This is a genomic window from Mesorhizobium sp. B1-1-7 (assembly GCF_006442705.1).
GTDB lineage: Bacteria > Pseudomonadota > Alphaproteobacteria > Rhizobiales > Rhizobiaceae > Mesorhizobium > Mesorhizobium opportunistum.
This window is the reverse complement of record NZ_VFWQ01000004.1, coordinates 235,584-254,214: the sequence shown is the minus strand read 5'-3', so window position 1 is coordinate 254,214 and position 18,631 is coordinate 235,584. Positions and strand designations below refer to the sequence as shown.

Annotated in this window: 15 protein-coding genes, 2 pseudogenes and 1 riboswitch; of the genes and pseudogenes, 13 read left to right on the top strand and 4 right to left on the bottom strand. The window is 62.2% G+C overall.

What is annotated here, in order from left to right; all coding sequences use genetic code 11:
- Window positions 1–66: 66 nt before the first annotated feature.
- On the bottom strand, window positions 67–1,131 hold the full coding sequence (locus tag FJ978_RS08365) for an aminopeptidase (RefSeq protein ID WP_140571633.1): 1,065 nt from the start codon (window positions 1,129–1,131) through the stop codon (window positions 67–69).
- Between the two features lie 27 nt (window positions 1,132–1,158).
- Between FJ978_RS08365 and FJ978_RS33115 the strand changes: the two are divergent.
- Window positions 1,159–1,431, top strand: a pseudogene (locus FJ978_RS33115) (integrase); the annotation flags it as partial.
- A gap of 83 nt (window positions 1,432–1,514) precedes the next feature.
- Here FJ978_RS33115 and FJ978_RS08355 read toward each other — a convergent pair.
- The 3 genes from FJ978_RS08355 to FJ978_RS08340 all read right to left on the bottom strand — a co-directional run bounded on the left by FJ978_RS08355 (window position 1,515) and on the right by FJ978_RS08340 (window position 6,551).
- Complete coding sequence (locus tag FJ978_RS08355) at window positions 1,515–3,005, bottom strand: winged helix-turn-helix domain-containing protein (RefSeq protein WP_013896152.1); 1,491 nt, start codon at window positions 3,003–3,005, stop codon at window positions 1,515–1,517.
- 875 nt (window positions 3,006–3,880) lie between these two features.
- Window positions 3,881–4,300, bottom strand: coding sequence for an SgcJ/EcaC family oxidoreductase (locus tag FJ978_RS08345; protein WP_013896151.1), 420 nt, complete (start codon window positions 4,298–4,300; stop codon window positions 3,881–3,883).
- A 208-nt stretch (window positions 4,301–4,508) separates the two neighbouring features.
- Window positions 4,509–6,551 (bottom strand): autotransporter outer membrane beta-barrel domain-containing protein, encoded by a 2,043-nt coding sequence (locus FJ978_RS08340; RefSeq protein ID WP_181180387.1) that lies wholly within the window; start codon window positions 6,549–6,551, stop codon window positions 4,509–4,511.
- On the opposite strand from FJ978_RS08340, the gene FJ978_RS33110 reads away from it, so the two are divergent.
- The 12 genes and pseudogenes from FJ978_RS33110 (at window position 6,532) to FJ978_RS08280 (ending at window position 18,390) form a co-directional block, all read left to right on the top strand.
- Entirely contained in the window at window positions 6,532–7,107 is a 576-nt protein-coding gene (locus FJ978_RS33110) for a hypothetical protein (RefSeq protein ID WP_246678090.1), read from the top strand. The genes FJ978_RS08340 and FJ978_RS33110 overlap by 20 nt on opposite strands.
- Before the next feature lie 727 nt (window positions 7,108–7,834).
- Window positions 7,835–7,984, top strand: a complete 150-nt coding sequence (locus FJ978_RS32730) for a hypothetical protein (RefSeq protein WP_181180386.1) — start codon at window positions 7,835–7,837, stop codon at window positions 7,982–7,984.
- Between the two features lie 480 nt (window positions 7,985–8,464).
- Window positions 8,465–8,675, top strand: a riboswitch (cobalamin riboswitch).
- A gap of 21 nt (window positions 8,676–8,696) precedes the next feature.
- Window positions 8,697–9,158: a DUF1636 family protein gene (locus tag FJ978_RS08325; RefSeq protein ID WP_140571627.1), complete on the top strand. Its 462-nt coding sequence runs from the start codon at window positions 8,697–8,699 to the stop codon at window positions 9,156–9,158.
- The gene (locus tag FJ978_RS08320; protein WP_140571625.1) at window positions 9,155–9,940 is read left to right on the top strand and encodes an ABC transporter ATP-binding protein; all 786 of its coding nucleotides are present in this window, start codon (window positions 9,155–9,157) and stop codon (window positions 9,938–9,940) included. Before FJ978_RS08325 ends, FJ978_RS08320 begins: the two co-directional genes overlap by 4 nt.
- A gap of 48 nt (window positions 9,941–9,988) precedes the next feature.
- Window positions 9,989–10,936, top strand: a complete 948-nt coding sequence (locus FJ978_RS08315) for an ABC transporter substrate-binding protein (protein WP_140571623.1) — start codon at window positions 9,989–9,991, stop codon at window positions 10,934–10,936.
- Entirely contained in the window at window positions 10,936–11,985 is a 1,050-nt protein-coding gene (locus FJ978_RS08310; protein WP_181180384.1) for an iron ABC transporter permease, read from the top strand. The genes FJ978_RS08315 and FJ978_RS08310 overlap by 1 nt, the downstream gene beginning before the upstream one ends.
- 492 nt (window positions 11,986–12,477) lie before the next feature.
- Window positions 12,478–12,591, top strand: a pseudogene (locus FJ978_RS08305) (iron ABC transporter permease); the annotation flags it as partial.
- A gap of 157 nt (window positions 12,592–12,748) precedes the next feature.
- A complete protein-coding gene (locus FJ978_RS08300) occupies window positions 12,749–13,228 on the top strand; it encodes a MarR family transcriptional regulator (RefSeq protein ID WP_013896145.1) in 480 nt (159 codons plus the stop codon).
- Window positions 13,225–14,412: an HlyD family secretion protein gene (locus FJ978_RS08295; RefSeq protein ID WP_013896144.1), complete on the top strand. Its 1,188-nt coding sequence runs from the start codon at window positions 13,225–13,227 to the stop codon at window positions 14,410–14,412. The genes FJ978_RS08300 and FJ978_RS08295 overlap by 4 nt, the downstream gene beginning before the upstream one ends.
- Before the next feature lie 307 nt (window positions 14,413–14,719).
- Window positions 14,720–16,255: a DHA2 family efflux MFS transporter permease subunit gene (locus FJ978_RS08290; protein WP_013896143.1), complete on the top strand. Its 1,536-nt coding sequence runs from the start codon at window positions 14,720–14,722 to the stop codon at window positions 16,253–16,255.
- A gap of 564 nt (window positions 16,256–16,819) precedes the next feature.
- The gene (locus FJ978_RS08285; protein WP_246678089.1) at window positions 16,820–17,227 is read left to right on the top strand and encodes a metalloregulator ArsR/SmtB family transcription factor; all 408 of its coding nucleotides are present in this window, start codon (window positions 16,820–16,822) and stop codon (window positions 17,225–17,227) included.
- A gap of 725 nt (window positions 17,228–17,952) precedes the next feature.
- Window positions 17,953–18,390: a hypothetical protein gene (locus FJ978_RS08280; protein WP_013896140.1), complete on the top strand. Its 438-nt coding sequence runs from the start codon at window positions 17,953–17,955 to the stop codon at window positions 18,388–18,390.
- The last annotated feature ends 241 nt before the right edge of the window (window positions 18,391–18,631 follow it).

Below are 18,631 nucleotides of genomic sequence, written 5' to 3'. Positions count from 1 at the left end.
CGTCCACACCATGAAGCGCTTCACATTGCCCTGCGGGCCAGGCTTGCGCGGCCTTGCTCGCCAATATCAGTTACAGGCAGCGGCGGTCTTCAGAGCCTGGGCTCGGGAAGGTGCGGGCAGATCCCCGATCCGGCGGACGGCGGCATAAAACCTTGGATAGTCGCCGGAGCACAAATCGAACAGGCGAAGAAATGCCGGAACCTGTTCGCCGTAGACAGCGGTCGCGGCGAGCTTGGCGTTGTTGATCGGGGCGGCGAACCAGGCATCGTATCCCCGATATCCGGCCCATTGCTTGTCGCGCATCCGCCGGTAGCGCACCCGCAGCCTGTCGATCGTGGCTGCCTTGGCAGCCGCCATCTTTTCCGGGGTACGTGGGCTACCATAGACTTGGCCCAACTCGTCCCGCGTTTTCGCGATCAGTCCGAGAAAATCGGCGCTACGCTTTCGATTGGCTTCGTAGCGGCGCAACCCGGCGCGGTTGCCGGTGGCGCGAAGCCATTTCCGCACGCCGCTGGTTTCGACGGAAACCGCGAAAGCCTCGTTGAACGCGGAGTCGCCGTCGACATAGATTTTCTGATGCGCCAGCTCGTGAAAGACAAGGCTGGCGAGATAGGTGTCGTCCTGGCGAAGCATGGTGCTGAGCAGCGGGTCGCTGAACCAGCCCAGCGTGGAATATGCGGTGACGCCCGAAACGTAGACGTCGAGCCCCTGTCGTCGCAGTTCGACAGCACTTTCAGCCGCGGATTTCCGCGAAAAGTAGCCTCGGTACGGAACGCAGCCGAAGACCGGAAAACACCATGTAATTGGAGTCAGCGAGAATTGCGGCGCGGCAAAAACCGCATACGTCACATCGTCCCGACCGATGTCGACATAGCTGCGGTAGCTGCTGTTTTCGGGCAGCGCCAGTTCATCCGTGGCAAAGCGGCGTATGGCACTCGCCGACGTCAGCCTGGCGCGCAACGCCTCGGGTGTCGAAGGATCGCGGATCAGCCTCCCGACACTTTTCCGCGCCGCCATGATCCGTACATGGCCCTCCACCGACTGCGCATAATAGGAAATGCTGGTGCACCCGGTGATGGCGGACGCCACGATAACGGCGGCAAGCCATCGAAAAACCCGCTTCCTGCCCACTGCTTGCTTGTCTCCCCATGAAACGAAATGGGACATTCGTGCTACGAACTACCCGCCGGTCGCCGGGCATGGAATGCAGGCAAGAAGGTCGGAACGAAACGCCCTCTGAAACCTCGACAGATATGGGCGATTCGCTTCTTTTTCGATCGGGAGCGGCGTCTGCGAGACAGAGCGCTCTTCGATTTGGCGATCGACAGCAAGTTGCGCGGTTGCGACCTCGTCAAGATCAAAATAGGCAACCTTGTTGCCGGGCAGGATATCCGAACTCGCGCGATGCTCATCCAAAAGAAGACCGGCCGAGGCTGGCTGAGATCCGGGACGTTGCGAGCTAGATACGTGCCGGCGTCCGAAGGTTTGCCAGACGTCTTGCCGTCCGAGAAAGCTCATTTTTCCTCCTCAACGCGCTGCAGGATCGAGCGATAACGGTCGAGTACGGCAGGGTCTTCGTGGACCACCTCTTCTGTCAGAATGTCGTCCAGGGAATTTCCTACATGCCGGGAACAGGATGACCTTACGCGCGCGAGAGCTCCCCCGGCCTGCGCGGTTTCGCCCAGTTCTGCATGGCAGATGGCGACGTAGACAAGCGACCATGAGTGCAGGGTTGGCATTTTGGCGAAGCTGGCCAACCCCTCGCGGTAGCGTCCTGCGTTCGTGAGTATGATACCGAGCACATCATTAAACCATCCTACTGCGAACGGGTCGCGGCGCCGGGCCTGCTCCAGTTCGCGAAGCGCAGCATCGTACTTGCCGACGTAGTTGAGTAGAAGAGCGTTGTAGATGAGTATGAACGGATCGTTCGGATTGAGGGAGACGGCACGGTCGAGACTAGTTTCGGCTTCTCGGAATCGGCGCAGGAACATCGAGGCGAAACCGTTGGCGAGATGCGCGTAGGCCTCTTCGGAATCGAGTTGCAGGGCGGCTTTCGCCGTCCGTAGCCCAACCTCGACATCGTTGATGTCGTTGGACCAGAAGTATTTGATCGTCTCGACAAAGCTGAGCATGCCGAGCGCCCCTGCGAAGTCGGGATCGAGCTTGACCGCAATGCCCAGGAACGGCGCCGCTTGGACTGCCGTTTCAAGCTGGCTGACAAGCTGGAGCGCCCGAAGGTAGTTTTCGTACGCGGAGACATTTCCGGTCGGGTGAGCCCTGGCGCGCGATGCTATCGCCGTTCTGGCCTGTCGCGCCAGCCGAGCCGCGATCATCTGGGTGATGTCGTCCTGGATGGCGAAAATGTCATCGAGCTGGCGGTCGTAGTGCTCGCCCCATACATGAGCCATGGAAGCTGCGTCCGTCAGCTGCACGCTGACCCTGATGCGGCTACCGATTTTCCGAACACTGCCTTCCACGACATACTGGACACCAAGCCTCATCGCGACCTCGGCGAGGTCCCCCTTCTTACCACGAACGCGGAAGGACGAATTCCGCCCGATGACCAGGAATTCCCTGAATTTGCCGAGCTGCGCGATGATGTCTTCAGTAATCCCGTCGCTAAAATAGTCCTGCTCGGGATCGCCGCTCATGTTGTCGAAGGGAAGAACGGCGATGGAGGGTCTGGCTTGCATCGAAGCCGGGTCGGTCGCCGCAGAGGGCTTGGGACCAGCATACTTGTAGCCGCGACCATGCACCGTCACGATCATTTCAACGGGCAGCAGTTTTCGCAGCGCGGAAACATGGACCTGGAGCGTATTCTCCTCCACCACCAAGCCGGGCCAGGCGGCATCGAAGAGTTCGGCCTTGCCGATCACCTCGTCCGGCCGGTCCAACAACGCCGCTAGGATGTCAAAGGATCGCGCCGAAAGCTCGACCGGTCCCGTGGGTCCAAGCAGCAGCCGCTCGGTACGTTTCAGGCGAAAGTTGCCGAATTCCACGTCCATCACCAAAGACCTGTCGCTTCAGGGCAAGATAGCTGAAGCAGGATAGCTGAAGACGGTCCTGATGGCGAACTTCAGGAGTGTTCAGGTTCGTTGAGGAGTCTTCAGGTCTCGGACAAGGACGCAGGCATGGAGCGGTGTCATCCTTAGCGCTGCAGGAGAACCCATGACCGACATTTCGACTGATCCCCAAGTCCATTTTGGTTCAATAGTTATCCGGAGCACAGTCGTGGCTCGACGAAGCCTTCGAGGATCCCGAGCGTTACTGATTGCCATGGCATGTTTGGTCGGCGACGCATTCAGGATGGCCTACGTGGATCCCCTTGTCAGTCACGATCGCCAGCCCAAGATCGCGCCAGACAAAGATTTTGAAGGGCGGGACCCTACTTGGTGAAATGTTCGCGCCTATCGAAGAACGCAAGCTATCCGCAATCTTTGCAAGGCAGCAGACGAACCGCTCTCTGGCCCGATCGTGCGGACAGGTGAACGTGCTAGCAGCAGCGGCTTTCTAGAACCGTACGTGACCATGGAACGATCGGGATGGTCGGTTGCTGCCGTTCGGTCACCGGTGATTGAATGGCAGCTATCTCACGGCCGATGCCCGAAAGCGGATTGTCCGGAACCAGCCCCCAAAGGCGACATCATGGGAATCCTGCCGCCGATGTTGGCGGATGTCCCCGCGTGCCGGATAGAAGGGAAATGACAACCAGCCTCGCACGTCACCCCAAACCCTTCGTCGACCGCTCCAGCGCATCCACCACCAAATCACAAAACTTTGCGTGATCCAGCGTCATCGCCACGCTGTGCAGGGGCCTTGTTTGTTTTGGGGTCGCCTGCCGGAGAATGGCAGCTTCGCGCGCCGTTTTCGGTGCGCAGGCTCAAGCTGCAGGGGCGATGATGGCAGGAACAATATCCGTGTTCTGAGCCACCTTGATGCGCCATCCCGACCGCCCTTCTTGGACGATCAGAAGCAATATGCCCTTCCTGATCCCGACCGGGGTTCCGTCCGGAGCAGATGCTCCCGTTAGGGTCCAACTGTAGTGAATGGAAGCAAGCCCCTGAGCCAATTCCACAACCGACGAGACATCGCCTTCCAGGCGGCTATCCCGAAACATGGTGTCATGAGTGGCTCGGTGCGCTGCTTCGATTTCGGACCGGTTCTTCCACCAGACACCTACGACGTTGACGAAATTAGCATCGGAAGCGAACAGAGATGCGAACTCATCCATGTCGTGCCGGTTCCAAGCGTTCGCAAAAGCGGCAGCGACATGCTCGGGCTTGCCGTTCGTCACGCTCATGACCCCACGCCTCCTGAATACTTCCGCTAACCATACAGGGGCCGGCAGCCGATGCGACCACTGCAAAAGTCAAATTTCAACTGAAACGCGGCATCGGATGCGGGATGCTGCTCGGCTTTCTCGGTGGTGAAAACGGTCGGGTCGATCATGGCCGCCACGCAGCACGCTGAGCGGCAGGTTCCGCAATGGACTGACGGCCACAGGCCTTCTACCACTTGACCCGCAAACCGAGCGAACCCGTCAGTGCATGGCTGTCACCGAAGTTCTCCAACCCCGTGCGGGCGACAGCTTCGCCAAAGACGGAGAACTTGTCGTCGGCCCAGTTGATCGTGCCGCCGATGCCGAGACCGCCCCATAGCCGCTCGTTTCGGCTTGAGAGGGTACTGCCGGCCAGGTCGACCGACGAGCCGTCCTCGAAATCGTAATAAAGGTTGGCGATCGTGTAGACATTCGTGTGCCCGGTCCGGCCGCTGCGGTCCTGCCACTGTGACTGGTGGTCCAGCGACAGGCCGAGACGGCCAAGCAGGCTGTCGTTGCTGCCGGGAGCAACTCTTGCGCCGAAGGCGTCGGTGAACGCGTCGAGGTCGACGGACGACCAGGCAAGCTGCGCTTGCGGCGTCAGCGACCAGCTCGGGTCGAGCATGATACGCTTGCCCGCTTCGACGCCGAGTGCGTAGCCGACGCCGTTGTTACCATCGACCAGCCGCTGTCCGGCGGTCGCCGAGTCGAGATCGCTGTCATACCAGATCACCTGCGCCTGGCTGTCGAGGTAGAACCCTTCCGCGCCGTACCAGGTCAGCGAGCCTGAAACGCCGGTGCCGGTGCTGTCGATCGACCCGCCGCCGAATAGCGACGAGACATCGGCTGATACGGTGCCGTACTGGAAAGCGACACCGCCGATGAGCTGACCGGCGGCGGTGTCGGAAAGGAGCATGTCTGCGCCAGTCTGAAGCTTCCAGGTCGAAGTGTCGTAAGTCGTCCCGGTTGTGGAGTTTTCCGGATCGTAGGAGCCGCTGGTGCCCTCGATCCTGCCCCACAGGCCGATGCCTGCCTCGGCCCTCACATCGTCGGAAACCCCGTCGGCGCCTTGCGCTTCCACGGTCCACGACCGGTTGCCGAGTCGCTGCTGGAGCGTGCCTAGCTGGTTGAACGTCTGCAGCGCACCCGCATAGGCCTCGTACAGCGGTGCGCCGGCCTGATAGAGCGGCGTTCCGGGTCCACCGCCATCGATCAGGGCGGAACGCAGATACCAGTCGCCGTCGCCGGGTGTGCTCGTGCCGCCCTGGTAGAGCCGGTAGGCATAGGCGCCGCCGACCACCGCCTGATCGCCTTCGAAGGTGTAGTTGCCCTTTAGCGAGAAGCTGCCATTCGAGACGCCGCCGACATCGACGATCTTGATGCCTTCGACCGTCTGCGCCCCGCCGCCGCCGAGATTGACGACCTGGAGCGTGCCCGTGCCTGACGTACCCCCGGCGATAACCATCATGTTGGTTTGTGAGTTGTCTGCACCCAGGGCGGTGCCGATGAGAATATTGCCCCCATTGCCGACATAGTCGCCGCTGACGGTCAGCTTGCTTCCAAGACTGCCGGCAATGCCCACCGTTCCGGCGTTGGTCAGCCCTGCGATCGTCTGCGAGGTGCCGGCGAGATCGAGCGTCGCGCCCGAGGCGACCGAGAACTGCGAAGCGGAACTGAACGCGTTGGCCGCGCCCGCGGCGAGCGTGCCGCCATTGACCAAAGTGGCGCCGGCGAAAGCCGAGTTGTCCGAGGCCAGAACCACTGTTCCCAAGCCGTCCTTGACGAAATTTCCGGCGCCCGAGAGCGCGCCGGCATAGCTCGCATTGGCTGTTTGGTCGAAGGTGAACGAGGCGCCGGCGCCGATCGAGACATCGCCGCCGAAGCGCTCGGCCGCCGCGACGAGGCCGCCTTGGTCGATGGTCCAGTCCAGCAGCGACGTGCCTGAAAGGGTCAGCGTGCCGGCACCATCCTTCACCATCGCGCCGGTGCCGGAGATATCGCCGGCAAAGCTGGCGTCCATCGACTGGTCGAAGACGACCGTGCCGGCATTGCCGATGTCGCCCCGGATCGAGGCTGCATTGCCGACAAGCGTGCCGGCATTGACGATGTTGCCGCCCGTGTAGCTGTTGGACAAGTTGGTGACGTTGAGGGTACCCAAGCCGTCCTTGACCAGCGTGCCGGCGCCGGTCACCTGCCCGGTAAGGTCCAGTTGCGTGCCTCCGGGCCGTTTCAAAGCCGCCATTGCCATTGAGCTGGACATTGCGGGCAGTGGAAAAGCTGGCGGTCGTGCGCAACGTGCCGCCGCCGAAACTGAGATTGCCCGAAGTCGCGCCGAGATTGCCGTCGGCGGCCACTTGAAGTGTCCCGGCGTTGATCACCGTGCCGCCGCTATAGGTGTTGGCGCCGGTCAGGATCGTCGTTCCGCTGCCGATCTGGCTGACCGAGCCAGTGCCGCTGATAACGCCGCCATAGGTCAGCGCGTCGCTGCGGTTGAAGGCGAGCATGCCGGCGTTGGTGACGTCGCCGATGATCGAGCCGCTGGTGCCACCATTTCCCAGTTGCAGCGTGCCTTGCTGGATATCCCAGTTGGTGGTCGCCGTGCCATTGCCTGTCAGCATCCAGGTGCTGGCGCCCGTCTTCTGGAAGGTGTCGAAATTCCGGTATTGGGCCGCCGCGCCGATGGCCGAGACATCGAAACTGCCGTCAGCCGTGCCGCCCAGGCGCAGGATGTCGTTGGTACCGAGCGCGCTGCCGACGATATTCCCCTGAATGACCGACGTGGCCCATAGCTCCAGCGTGGCCTTGCTTGTCGCCGTCGCGCCGAACTGAATTGCATTGGTCTGGCCAATGCCGGCCTGGATGAGGCCGCTGTTGACGACGGCCAGGTTTGTTGTGCCGTTGCTGTCGATCGCCGCCGCGCCGTTTCCACCTTCCAACGTTCCGGCATTGGTAATCGATTGCAACTGGCTTCCACGGCCCCGGATGGCAACGTTGCCCACATTGACGCCAGTCAAGTCCGAACCGCCGGTAATCGTACCGTTGTTGACCACCGTGGCAGCACCAGCAAGGCCGTTCAGATAGAGCCCCATGCCGGCGCCCGTGCCCTGGCTGTTACCACCTTGCACCGTGCTGTTGTTGATGAACGACCCACCATTGTTGAGCGATACGCCAGCCGCTGAGTTGTTCGCGCTGCCTGTATATGCCAGGCTCGCACCACCACTGATCGTACCGTTGTTGATCAGGTCCGCACCATTGCCCACAACGACGCCTATGCCGCCTGCTTGTCCACTGACACTTGCGGTTCCGCCCGTGACCGAACCGTTGTTCACGACCTGGCCGCTGCTTCCGGCCAGGCTGTTCACGTAAAGCCCAGTTCCAGGAAAAATTGAGCCCGACGAACCGCCGCCAACAAGGGTGCCGTTGATGGTCAGCGAGCCGGCGCCGGGGAAACTGCCGGAAAAAGTAATGCTGCCCGCGGTGGGAGGCGAGGCGACCCCGGACAGAACGAAACCCTGAGTGTCGATGATCAGCGGTTTGGTGGGCATGGGCATGCCCGTGGGCGAAACCGCGAAGTTGCCTGTCAGCGTGATCGTGGCGTTGGGATCGGCGTCGGCGTTAGCCGCTGCGATCGCGGCGCGAAGCGAGCCATCGCTGTTGGCGACGTAGTTGCCCGCGATCGCCTGGCGCGGCGCCACCCCGGCAACGACCAGCACTGCCAGGGAAGCCCCCGCCAAAAACCGCCCGCGCGCCGCAGTCAAAACCCCGCCGCGCGCGTGAACCCGTCCCACCATGCCTTCGCCCCTAATTCCAGATGCCCGAACGCAGCATGAATGCTACCGCCCGGCAATCCGTCTATAGTCCAGAGGACTACCAAAACGCTAAGAATGTTGTGCAACTGCAACTATATAGCGGTGAGGATAAAATTTATATTTGTAGTATCTAAATTAGCCCATAAAACTATACAGGGGAGGCGGGCCTGCGGTGGCATTGATCGAGGGATCGCTTGGCCGGCCCTCTCTGCCGGCAGACGTCTCGGCTTTCCAGACAATAGGGGTTGACATTATCCGCAAATATCGCTTCTAACGTAATGTTATTACATTAATAAACAGCATCGCAAAAACCCGTTGCGGTGCGATCGATGGAAATCTACGGTGGGTGCGTGATGGTCCCCGCGCCGAAAGGCAAGGGGTGAAAAGGGAACACGGTGAGATCCCCGGAAAGGGGTCGAGACCGTGGCTGCCCCCGCAACTGTAAGCGGTGAGCACGATCCGAAATGCCACTGGCCGGCAAGGCTGGGAAGGCAGGATCGAGCCGAGACCCGCGAGCCAGGAGACCTGCCATCACGGAGTTGACCGGACGGGGTGTGCCGGGAGGAGACGTGGACGTCGGTCTTGTCGGCCGGCTCGCCAGCATCCTTCCGTCGCCTATCGAGAAAGACGGAAAGTTGGACGGCGCCATCGATCCCATTCATCCCCCGCATCGCATCATCGTGTGCACGCTTTGCCGCGGCGCCCCGAGTGGGATCAGGTCGGGCGAAAGCCTGTACATCCTGCGCTCCCGGCTCTCGGCCCCTGCGGTGGCGCGTGGTTTCACGGTCGAGGGCGTCGAGTGCATGGCGGGCTGCGCGCGGCCGCTGACGGTGGCCTTCCAGGCGCCGGGCAAGGCCGCCTATCTCTTCGGCTCCATCGACGCCCAGGCCGACGCCGGCGATCTCGTGCGGTTCGCCAGCCTCTATGCCTCGCTCGCCGACGGCTGGTGCAACTCCGGGCAACGTCCGCCGCGACTGGCTGGCAAGACCGTGGCCCGCATCCCGGGCACGCCTGCGGAGGGAAACCGATGACACCGCTCCTCGAAGCGCGCGATCTGGGCGCGACGGCGAACGGCCGGGACCTGGTCCAGTCGGCCAGCCTGTCGGTGGCATCGGGCGATCGCCTCGCCATCATCGGCCCCAACGGTGCCGGCAAGACCACGCTGCTGCGCATGCTGTCGGGCATGCTCAGGCCCAGTTCCGGGGAGGTGAAGCTTGGCGGCCGGCGCCTGGACAGGATTTCGGCCGCCGAGCGCGCGCTGCACATCGCCGTCGTCGGCCAGACCGACCAGCCGGATCCGCGGCTCGCGGTAATCGACTATGTCGAACTTGGCCGCGTCCCGCATGCCGGCTTGAGGCGCAGGAGCGAGGAACGCGACATCGTCGTTGACGCGCTGCGCCGGACCGGCCTGTTGCCGCTGCTTGGCCGCACCATCGGCTCGCTGTCGGGCGGCGAGCGCCAACGCTCTCAGCTTGCCCGCGCCATCGCCCAGCAACCGAAGGTCTTGTTCCTCGACGAGCCGACCAACCATCTCGACCCGCGCGCCCGTGGCGAATTGCTCGAACTCGTCGCCGGCTTCGGCATGACGGTGATCGCGGTGCTGCACGATCTGGCGTTGGTGGCGCCCTTCGCCACCAGGGTCGCGGTGATGAACGAAGCCCGGCTGCATGCGCTGGCGGCACCGCGCGAAGCGCTGACCCAGCAGCTGATCCGCGAGATCTTCGGCGTCGACGTGTTTCGCCTGCGCCACCCCACCGAGGACCGCGAACTGACGGTGTTCGACGTTCCGAACCGCGCCGCGCCGCCGTCCTGATCGAAGCCCATCCCTCATCCAAACCTGTTCAACCAAGGAGCAAAATCCGTGAAACGTCTCGCTATGTCGCTCTTCTTCTCGCTGCTGGCCTCGACGGCCTTGGCCTTTCCCGTCACGGTCGACAGCTGTGGCAAGCCGCTGACCTTCGACGCGCCGCCCAAGCGCGCCGTCATCCAGGATCTCAACATGGCCGAGATGGCCTTCGCGCTGAAGCTGCAGCCGTCGATCGTCGGCCTGACCGGCATCACCGGATGGTACAAGGTCGGTCCCGAATTCAAGGCCGAGCAGGGCTCCATCCCGGAACTGGCGCCAAAATACCCGACGCTCGAAAACCTGGTCGCCGCCGAGCCCGATTTCTTTTTTGCCGGCTGGTACTACGGCATGAAGCCGGGTGGCGAGGTGACGCCCGACACGCTGGCTCCGCGCGGCATCAAGACGCTTGTGCTGACCGAAAGCTGCGTCCATCTCGACAAGAGCAGGCCCGCCGCCTCGATGGACCTGCTCTATGGCGACGTCGAAAAGCTGGGCAAGATCTTCGGCAAGGAAGCCGACGCGGAAAAGCTCGTCTCCGGCTGGAAGGCACAACTGGCCGATATCACCGCGAAAGTCGGCAGCGCCAAGGCAACGCGGGTGTTCCTCTACGATTCCGGTGAGGACAAGCCGTTCACCGCCGGGAAATTCGCCATCCCGAGCGCCATGATCACCGCGGCCGGCGGCGACAACATCATGGCCGACATGGACACCAGCTGGGGCAACACGGACTGGGAAACGGTGGCGTCGCGCAACCCGCAATTCCTCATCCTGCTCGACTACCAGGATGGCGGCGGCTACAGGAAGCTGCTCGATTTCCTTAAAGAACACCCGGCGATGAAGGAGACGGACGCGGTCAAAAACGAGCGCTTCGTGGCGCTGCGCTATGCCGAACTGACGCCCGGACCGGCAAACATCGAGGCGATCGGCAAGATCGCCAGGGCGATGCATCCGGAAGCGTTCTGATGCATCTTGCGCTTACGCATAAATCCGGCGCGCTTTCGGGGCACAAGGCATTCACGCTGGCCACGGCGGCGGGCGCGGTGGCGATGGCGGCCCTGGTGCTGCTGTCGATCGCCTATGGGTCGACGCTGATACCCATGAGGGATGTCATTGCCGCACTTGGCCATGCCATCGGGCTGGAGGAACATTCGGTATCGGGCCCGATCGGCAAGATCGTCGTCGATCTCAGGTTGCCGCGTACGATCCTGGCGATCTGTGTCGGCGGGGGCCTGGGCATCGTCGGTGCGCTTTTGCAGACGGTGACCCGCAACGATCTAGCCGATCCTTTCCTGTTCGGCCTGTCGTCGGGAGCCGCGGCAGGCGCGGTTTCCGTCATCACCGTCTTTGGCGACAGTTTCGGCATCTGGACCTTGCCGGTCGCGGCTTTCACCGGCGGCATACTGGCGGCCTGTATCGTCCTGCTGCTGGTCGCGCGGGTGCGGGGGCAGGGCCCGGAGCGGCTGATCCTCGCCGGCCTTGCCGTCTCCTTCATGTTCACCGCATTGACCAACTATTTGGTCTTTGCCGGAGACCAGCGCGCGGCCCATTCGGTGCTGTTCTGGACGATGGGCGGGCTTGGGCTGGCGCGCTGGGACAATGTCTGGCTGGCTGCGGTGGGCGCCGGCACGATTGCGGTTTACGGGCTCTGGAACCACCGCCGGCTGGACGCTTTCCTGGCCGGTGAAAGCGCCGCCGAGAGCCTTGGCGTGCCGGTGGCGCGGATGCGCAGGGCGACATTTCTCGTCGCCGCCTTCTCGACGGCAATCCTGGTCTCGGTCGCCGGCGTCGTCGGCTTTGTCGGGCTGATGATCCCGCATCTGTCGCGCCCGCTGGCCGGTCCCTTGCATCTGCGCCTGATCGCGAGCTGCGCGCTGTTCGGGGCGGTGCTCTTGCTGGCAAGCGATCTCCTGGCCCGGACCTTGCTGCCGCCGCAGGAACTGCCCATCGGCATCATCACCAGCTCGCTTGGCGCCTTCTTCGTCGTCACCATGGTCCTCCGGAACCGCGTGTGAAGGCAGCGTGTCCTGCTCAGTTCGGCTGTTTCCGGGGTCGCGTCGTTCACCTGGTGCTCGCGGCGCTGGTCCTGCCGCCCTAGGCGAAAGATAGGCCCGCTGCGGGAGCAATGGGCCATCAACTTGGGCCGCGGCGAATTGCCCGATCGCACGTCGGCATTGGGCAGTGGGCCTAGTGGCCCCTATCACCCGGCTTGTGGCCCGCGTCGCGCGTGTCAGCCATGGTCAGACTTGCCGTGATTCCGACGGCGGTGGAGCAGAGGACGACGATAGCCAGAACCCTGAATATTGCACGTAGCATCTTACCCTCCTGTTCGCCGAAACCGGCCAATCCAGCGTCGGGAACGCCTGAATTATACTGCCTTTCTCAAGGGGAGTGACGACGCCCGGATACCGCAATCGGCCAGCCTGGCATGTCCTTTCGACGGAGTACGACGGCGCTTGCTGGGCAGCCGTGCCCGTCAGGATGGCGATTGCACCGGTCCCGCGCCGCTGCTGGCAGGCGAACTCCGGGCCCGGACTTTGCCGCCGCCGCAAGAACTGCCCATCGCAATCATCACCAGTTCGCTCGGCGCCTTCTTCGTCGTCGTCCGAAACCGCCTGTGAAAGCAGCAGGTTCTGGGCCCAGTTCGGCTGTTTCCAGGTCTGCGCCGTTCACCTGGTGCTAACCATGATCGCGTCGCACGACCGCCATGCGCATTTGCCGGCTTTCAACTGCAATGTGGCGCTTGAATAGTAAGCACGCTTATTATATATACCGCTCATGGTTTCAGATGGCTTAGACAGATTGGGATTTTTGATCCACGACGTGCAGCGCTTGATGCGCAAGCGTTTCGAAACGCGCGCCAGCGGCCTTGGCCTGTCCTCGGCGCAATGGCGGCTGATGGTGCGCGTCGCCAAGGAAGCGGGCATCACGCAGGCGCGGCTCGCCGAACTGCTCGAGATCGAGCCGATCAGCGTTTCGCGCCTTGTCGACAGGATGGAGGAGGGCGGCTGGATCGAACGCCGCGCCGACGCCGCCGATCGCCGCGTGCGCATGATTTTCCCGACCGCCAAGGCGAGTGCCGCCTATGCGGAGGTCAAGAGCCTGGCTGGCGAAGTCTATGAAGAATCGCTCGTCGGCGTTTCACCGGAGGATCGTCGCGTCCTGATCAGGGCGCTCGACGCAATGGCACAGAATCTCGGCGACGGCGATTCGCCGTCCGACGAAAAGGTCAAGAATACGGAAGGCGCAGCAGCATGAATGCCGTAGCGAAGATAGACGAGAACGAGAGCACTCCCAAGGTGGAGATGGAAGCGCCGGCCAAGCCGGCCGCCACGCCCGTCGCGGCGGCCCCGGTGGTGCCGGAGCCGGCCCCGGCACCAAAGAAGAAGCGCGGCATCGGCCGCTCGCTCTTGATGTTTGCCTTGCCGGCGGCGCTGGCCATCGGCGGCGGCTATGTCTGGGTCACCGGCGGGCGCTACCAGGAGACGGAGAACGCCAACCTGCAGCAGGCCAAGGTGTCGATCGCCTCGGATACGGCTGGCCGCATCGTTAAGGTCGCCATATCCGACAACCAGCTGGTCAAGCAGGGCGATGTGCTGTTTGCCATCGACCCCGAGCCCTACCGCATCGCATTGGCCCAAGCCGACGCGGCGGTCGCGGTCGCACGCGTTGGTATCGAGCAGTTGCGCGCGGCCTACAGCCAGGCGACGGCGCAGCAAAAGTCGGATGCCAGCGAGGTCGCCTTCGCCCAGTCGCAATACGACCGCGCCGCCGACCTTGCCCAGAAGGGCATCAACGCCAAATCGTCGCTCGATCAGGCCAAGAACGATCTCGACAAGGCCAGGCAACAGTTGGCGGTTGCCGAGCAGGGCATCATCAGCGCCAAGGCGGCGCTTGCCGGCAATCCCGACATCGAGACCGACAAGCACCCGACCGTGATGGCGGCGCTCGCCGCGCGCGACAAGGCCGCCTACGACCTGGCGCAAACCACGGTCAGGGCGCCCGCCGATGGCGTCATCAGCCAGGCCTCCTCGTTCAAGGTCGGCCAGTATGTCGGTTCCGGCACGCCCTTGTTTGCGCTGGTCGAGACCGGTGACACCTGGATCGACGCCAATTTCAAGGAAACGCAGCTGACCCACATGAAGCCCGGCCAGAAGGCCGAGATCGTGGTCGACACCTATCCCGGCCGCACCTTCGAGGCGACGGTCAAGGCGATCGGCGCCGGCACCGGGGCAGAGTTTTCGTTGCTTCCGGCGCAGAACGCCACCGGCAACTGGGTCAAGGTCACGCAGCGCATTCCGGTGCGCCTGGAGCTGACGGATCCCGACGCCAAGATGGCGCTGCGCACCGGCATGAGCGCCGCCGTCACCGTCGACACCGGCGTGGCGCGTGGCTGGCCATCGATCTTCGGTCACGCCACGGCCGGCGAGACCGCGCAGTAGAGACAGCGAAGCCCGCGGGGACCAGGCGGGTGGAAGCGAACAGCAGGATTGGTCTGATGGGAGTGGTTGGAAGGATCAGCGTTTGGCCGAACCGCGTCGCGGCTTGCCCGAATTTTGAAACCTTCGACACGGACCCGTCGGTCCTCATGTTTCCGGGCGGCAGACATCCGCTCATCGGAGACTTCGGTCGATGTAACCCCCACATCGACAAATCGCGTCCCACCGCGATGAGGGTCTCTCAACGGAAGGCATTGCCGCCCGGAAACCCGTTGTACACGTTTTTGTTACCGGCTGGAAGTTCAACGCCATGAGCACGCCCGAACCTTTCAAGGAAGTGCCGCATCGCGGCCTGATCACGGTCGCGCTGATGCTGGCGACGATCATGCAGGCGCTCGACACCACGATCGCCAACGTCGCGCTGCCGACCATGACCGGCGATCTCGGCGCCTCGCCCGACAACATCAACTGGGTGCTGACCTCCTACATCGTGGCCGCCGCCATCATGACGCCGGTGACCGGCTGGCTCGCCGACCGCTTCGGCCGCAAGGAACTGTTCCTGGGGGCGGTTGTCGGCTTCACCGTGTTTTCGATGCTGTGCGGTATCGCCTGGAGCCTGGAGAGCATAGTGTTCTTCCGTCTGATGCAGGGCGTGTTCGGCGCCGCCATCGTGCCGCTGTCGCAGACCTTCCTGCTCGACATCAATCCCAGGGAACGCCACGGCCAGGCAATGGCCATCTGGGGCGCCGGCATCATGCTGGGGCCGATCCTGGGCCCGACGCTGGGTGGCTGGCTGACCGAGAATTTCAACTGGCGCTGGGTGTTCTTTATCAATTTGCCGGTCGGTATCATCGCCTTCCTGGGCATGGCCGCCTATCTGCCGGCAGTTGCCCGGCGGGTGCGCAGCTTCGATTTCTTCGGCTTTGCCATGCTATCGCTGGGCGTCGGTGCGCTGCAGCTGCTGCTCGATCGCGGCGGCGAGGTCGACTGGTTTTCTTCGGTCGAAATCTGGATCGAGCTTGCTCTTTCGATCACCGGCTTCTGGGTGTTCATCATTCACACGGTGACGGCGGAACGTCCTTTCATCGATCCCAAGATCTTCCTCGACCGCAATTTCGTGACCGGGCTCGCCTTCATCTTCGTGATGGGCGTGCTGATTCTCGCCTCGATGTCGTTGCTGCCGCCAATGCTGTCGACCATCTTCGGCTATCCGACCGTCACCATCGGCATCGTCCTGGGGCCGCGCGGTGTCGGCACGATGATTTCGATGCTCGTCGTCGGGCGGCTCATGAACAGGATCGACGCCAGGATCCTGGTCGTCATCGGCTTTCTCTTGACCGCGCAGTCGCTCTACACCATGTCCAGCTTCACGCCCCAGATGGACAACTGGCTGATCCTCAGCTCCGGCGTCATCCAGGGCCTGGGCATGGGAATGGTGTTCGTGCCGCTGTCGACGGTGGCCTTCGCCACACTTGACGTGCGCTTCCGCACCGATGCCACCGCTTTGTTCAGCCTGGTGCGCAACCTCGGTTCGTCCATCGGCGTGTCGGTGGTGACGGTCTTGATGGTGCGCAACACGCAGGTCAATCACACCGAGCTTTCGGCGTTCATCAACCCGTTCAATCCCAATCTCTGGGCGGTCTCGCCGGCGGCTGCGGGCGGCGATCCGATGGCGCTGTCGGAGGTCGATCGCATGGTCAACCTCCAGGCCATGATGATCTCCTACGTCAACGACTTCAAGATACTGATGATGATGACGCTGCTGGCCATCCCGTTCGTCGTCCTGCTGCGCAAGCCGAAGGCCAGTCCGGCTGCCGGCGGCGCGCCTGCCGCACACATGGACTAGCGGGCCTTTGATGTCGAAACCTGAGGGGTCGCGATGACACAGGGGAAAAGTAACGAGATCATGGATTGCGACAATGCAGGCGGTATTGTCATCACGCAACGTTCAAAGACCGTATGGGTCGCAGTCGGAGTCAATCGAGGTCACGAGTACGAGGTGAAGGGGCGCTCCCCAAAGGCCGCGCTTGCGCTATGGATCGAAGCTGCCGGATACTTGGGGCGCGGTTCACTCGATTCATTCGATAAGAAGTAGCGCTGTCACGCGGTAGTGGAACGTCATTTGTCGGCAAGTTTCATCTACGGCAGCGTCCCTCACGCTGTCGGTCAAGGTCGCCAAGCCTCGGCCGGGCCCGCATCGCCCCGAGTGGTGTGGGCCACGCTGTGGCCGAAGCCGACCGTACCCATTCGGACGATTGACTGCACAAAGCTTCAGCAGCAATTTGCTCCTGTTAGGGCAGATATGCCCCCAACTCCAAGCCTGCCCTGACAGGAGCTCGCTGGTTTCACGGCTGGCGAGCTTTCTGATCATTTGCTTTATTAGAGGCATCTCAGCGATTCGGGGTCACTGTTGATCGGCGGCACGAGCATGGTTTCATACGTCAGACAGCGACTTGCGGAAATCCAAGCCGACCCTGCTCTGCGGCGTCGGCCGGCCAAGCCCCTTAGCTTCCAGAAACAGGCGGTTGTGGTGGCGAAGTTTCTGGCCGCCTTGGCGCACGAGAAGCGCCTCTTAACCTGCATTCAACTGATGGACGGCGAGAGAACGGTGACGGACCTGCTCGCGCGCGTGGGCGGGACCCAGCACTCCCTCTCGCAGCACCTGGGCATGCTTGTTGAAATGGGGATAGTTGAAAGTCGGGCCGAAGGCCGGTGGCGGTACTATTCCTGCAAATCGGAAGCCGCCAAGGATGTCATCAGAGTGCTTGATCTTCTGGCCCGGAACAATGCGCTTCCTGCGCCCCGTCTGGTGCGCTAGAGCGACCTTGAAGTATCGGACGCGGGCTTTCACTGTCTCACCATAGGCAATCTCGGCACGACATTTGCTTCTCCCACTCCAGCATGGGTCCCAACGGCCCGTGTAGTCCCAGAATCCCAGGGACGCCCGCCGCTGCCGTGAATGGGGCGGCGGGATTTGCGTTTCGGTATTCCTGATGCTTGACGACGGCCGTCTCACCGCCGTCCGCAACTGCAATCTGTCGACCGTTGCGACAAAGGCTATCGAACCTCGGATCGCGAGACCCATATTTCTCTCGCCTGAATTAGGGTGTACTAATGCTTTGTTGGGGAATAACTTGGGGCTGAGGGATTTGTGCAACAAATACGCGCAAAGATTTTCGAGTGGGCGAACAGTCGCGGCATCTCAATCAAACAACGCTCAAAAACGGTATGGACTGCGGCAGGAAGCTATCGAGGCCGCAATTTTGAAGTTAAGGGCCGTTCGGCAACAATCGCGCTCGCACTGTGGATAGAGGGCTCTCGGTACAAAGGGCCACGGGCTTGAGGCCGTTCTTCGCAGCGATGCGGTAGATCCCATGTTCCATATGTTGTTAACGATCGATTTGGCTCGCCGCCGAGCCGGCAATCCAGTCAGCCTGAGCTGACTGTTGCTCAGCTTCGGAGACAACAGTTGACAGTTTTCGAACTTGAGCGCCGAGTCTCCCGCGCGAATTATCGCACGACTGCTCAAAGGGAGGACCGTACATGGAACACCTTAATCGCAGATCAGCCCTTAAATTTGGTCTCGCTGCGACCGCCGCGACCCCCGTATTTTCATTAGCAGCGCCGGCGGAGGCGGCAGCTCCCAGCTATAGCGTCACTGATGGTATGGACATGGGACACGGACGACGGATGGTGGAAGTCGGGGAGCAGGAGTCACAGATCAGTGCTTACAAGAGCATCAAGATAATCGATGTGATCTATCAACCCGGAGCTTCCGATCCGGACGACCAGCCTATGATGGACATGGACATGATCTGCCACATCATTGCCGGTGAGTTCAAAATCGAGAAGAAAGGTATTCCGGCCTATACCGTCAAAGACGGCGGCCTCTACAGCTGCGGCAAGGGAAAGTCGGATAAAGCCACCAACATCAGCAACGTGGTTGGCATCCATCGAATTGCACTCTTGATCCCAGCTTAAGATCTGCGACGACGCATTCGCCACGGTGGCGACTTTGTCGCCGAGCCGTCCGTGTGGCGGTGGCAAGCTGCCACACGGCAGGCGTTATGGGTGTGCAAGATGAGGAAGCGGTTGCTGGAACGTAACGCAGTCGGGATTAAGCGGGATAGAGATCGATGAGGAAGTTGACAGCCTCTACCGCGCCCTCCTGGAAGCCAGTGATGTCGTTCCGGCATGGAGCGCGCTAACACGACGTAAGGAA

Excerpts from the sequence above, each read along its gene's own strand:
- FJ978_RS08320 (WP_140571625.1), top strand. The coding sequence starts at position 9,155 with ATGACACCGCTCCTCGAAGCGCGCGATCTGGGCGCGACGGCGAACGGC.
- FJ978_RS08300 (WP_013896145.1), top strand. The coding sequence starts at position 12,749 with ATGGTTTCAGATGGCTTAGACAGATTGGGATTTTTGATCCACGACGTG.
- FJ978_RS08290 (WP_013896143.1), top strand. The coding sequence starts at position 14,720 with ATGAGCACGCCCGAACCTTTCAAGGAAGTGCCGCATCGCGGCCTGATC.
- FJ978_RS08345 (WP_013896151.1), bottom strand. The coding sequence starts at position 4,300 with ATGAGCGTGACGAACGGCAAGCCCGAGCATGTCGCTGCCGCTTTTGCG.
- FJ978_RS08310 (WP_181180384.1), top strand. The coding sequence starts at position 10,936 with ATGCATCTTGCGCTTACGCATAAATCCGGCGCGCTTTCGGGGCACAAG.
- FJ978_RS08355 (WP_013896152.1), bottom strand. The coding sequence starts at position 3,005 with ATGGACGTGGAATTCGGCAACTTTCGCCTGAAACGTACCGAGCGGCTG.
- FJ978_RS08295 (WP_013896144.1), top strand. The coding sequence starts at position 13,225 with ATGAATGCCGTAGCGAAGATAGACGAGAACGAGAGCACTCCCAAGGTG.
- FJ978_RS08280 (WP_013896140.1), top strand. The coding sequence starts at position 17,953 with ATGGAACACCTTAATCGCAGATCAGCCCTTAAATTTGGTCTCGCTGCG.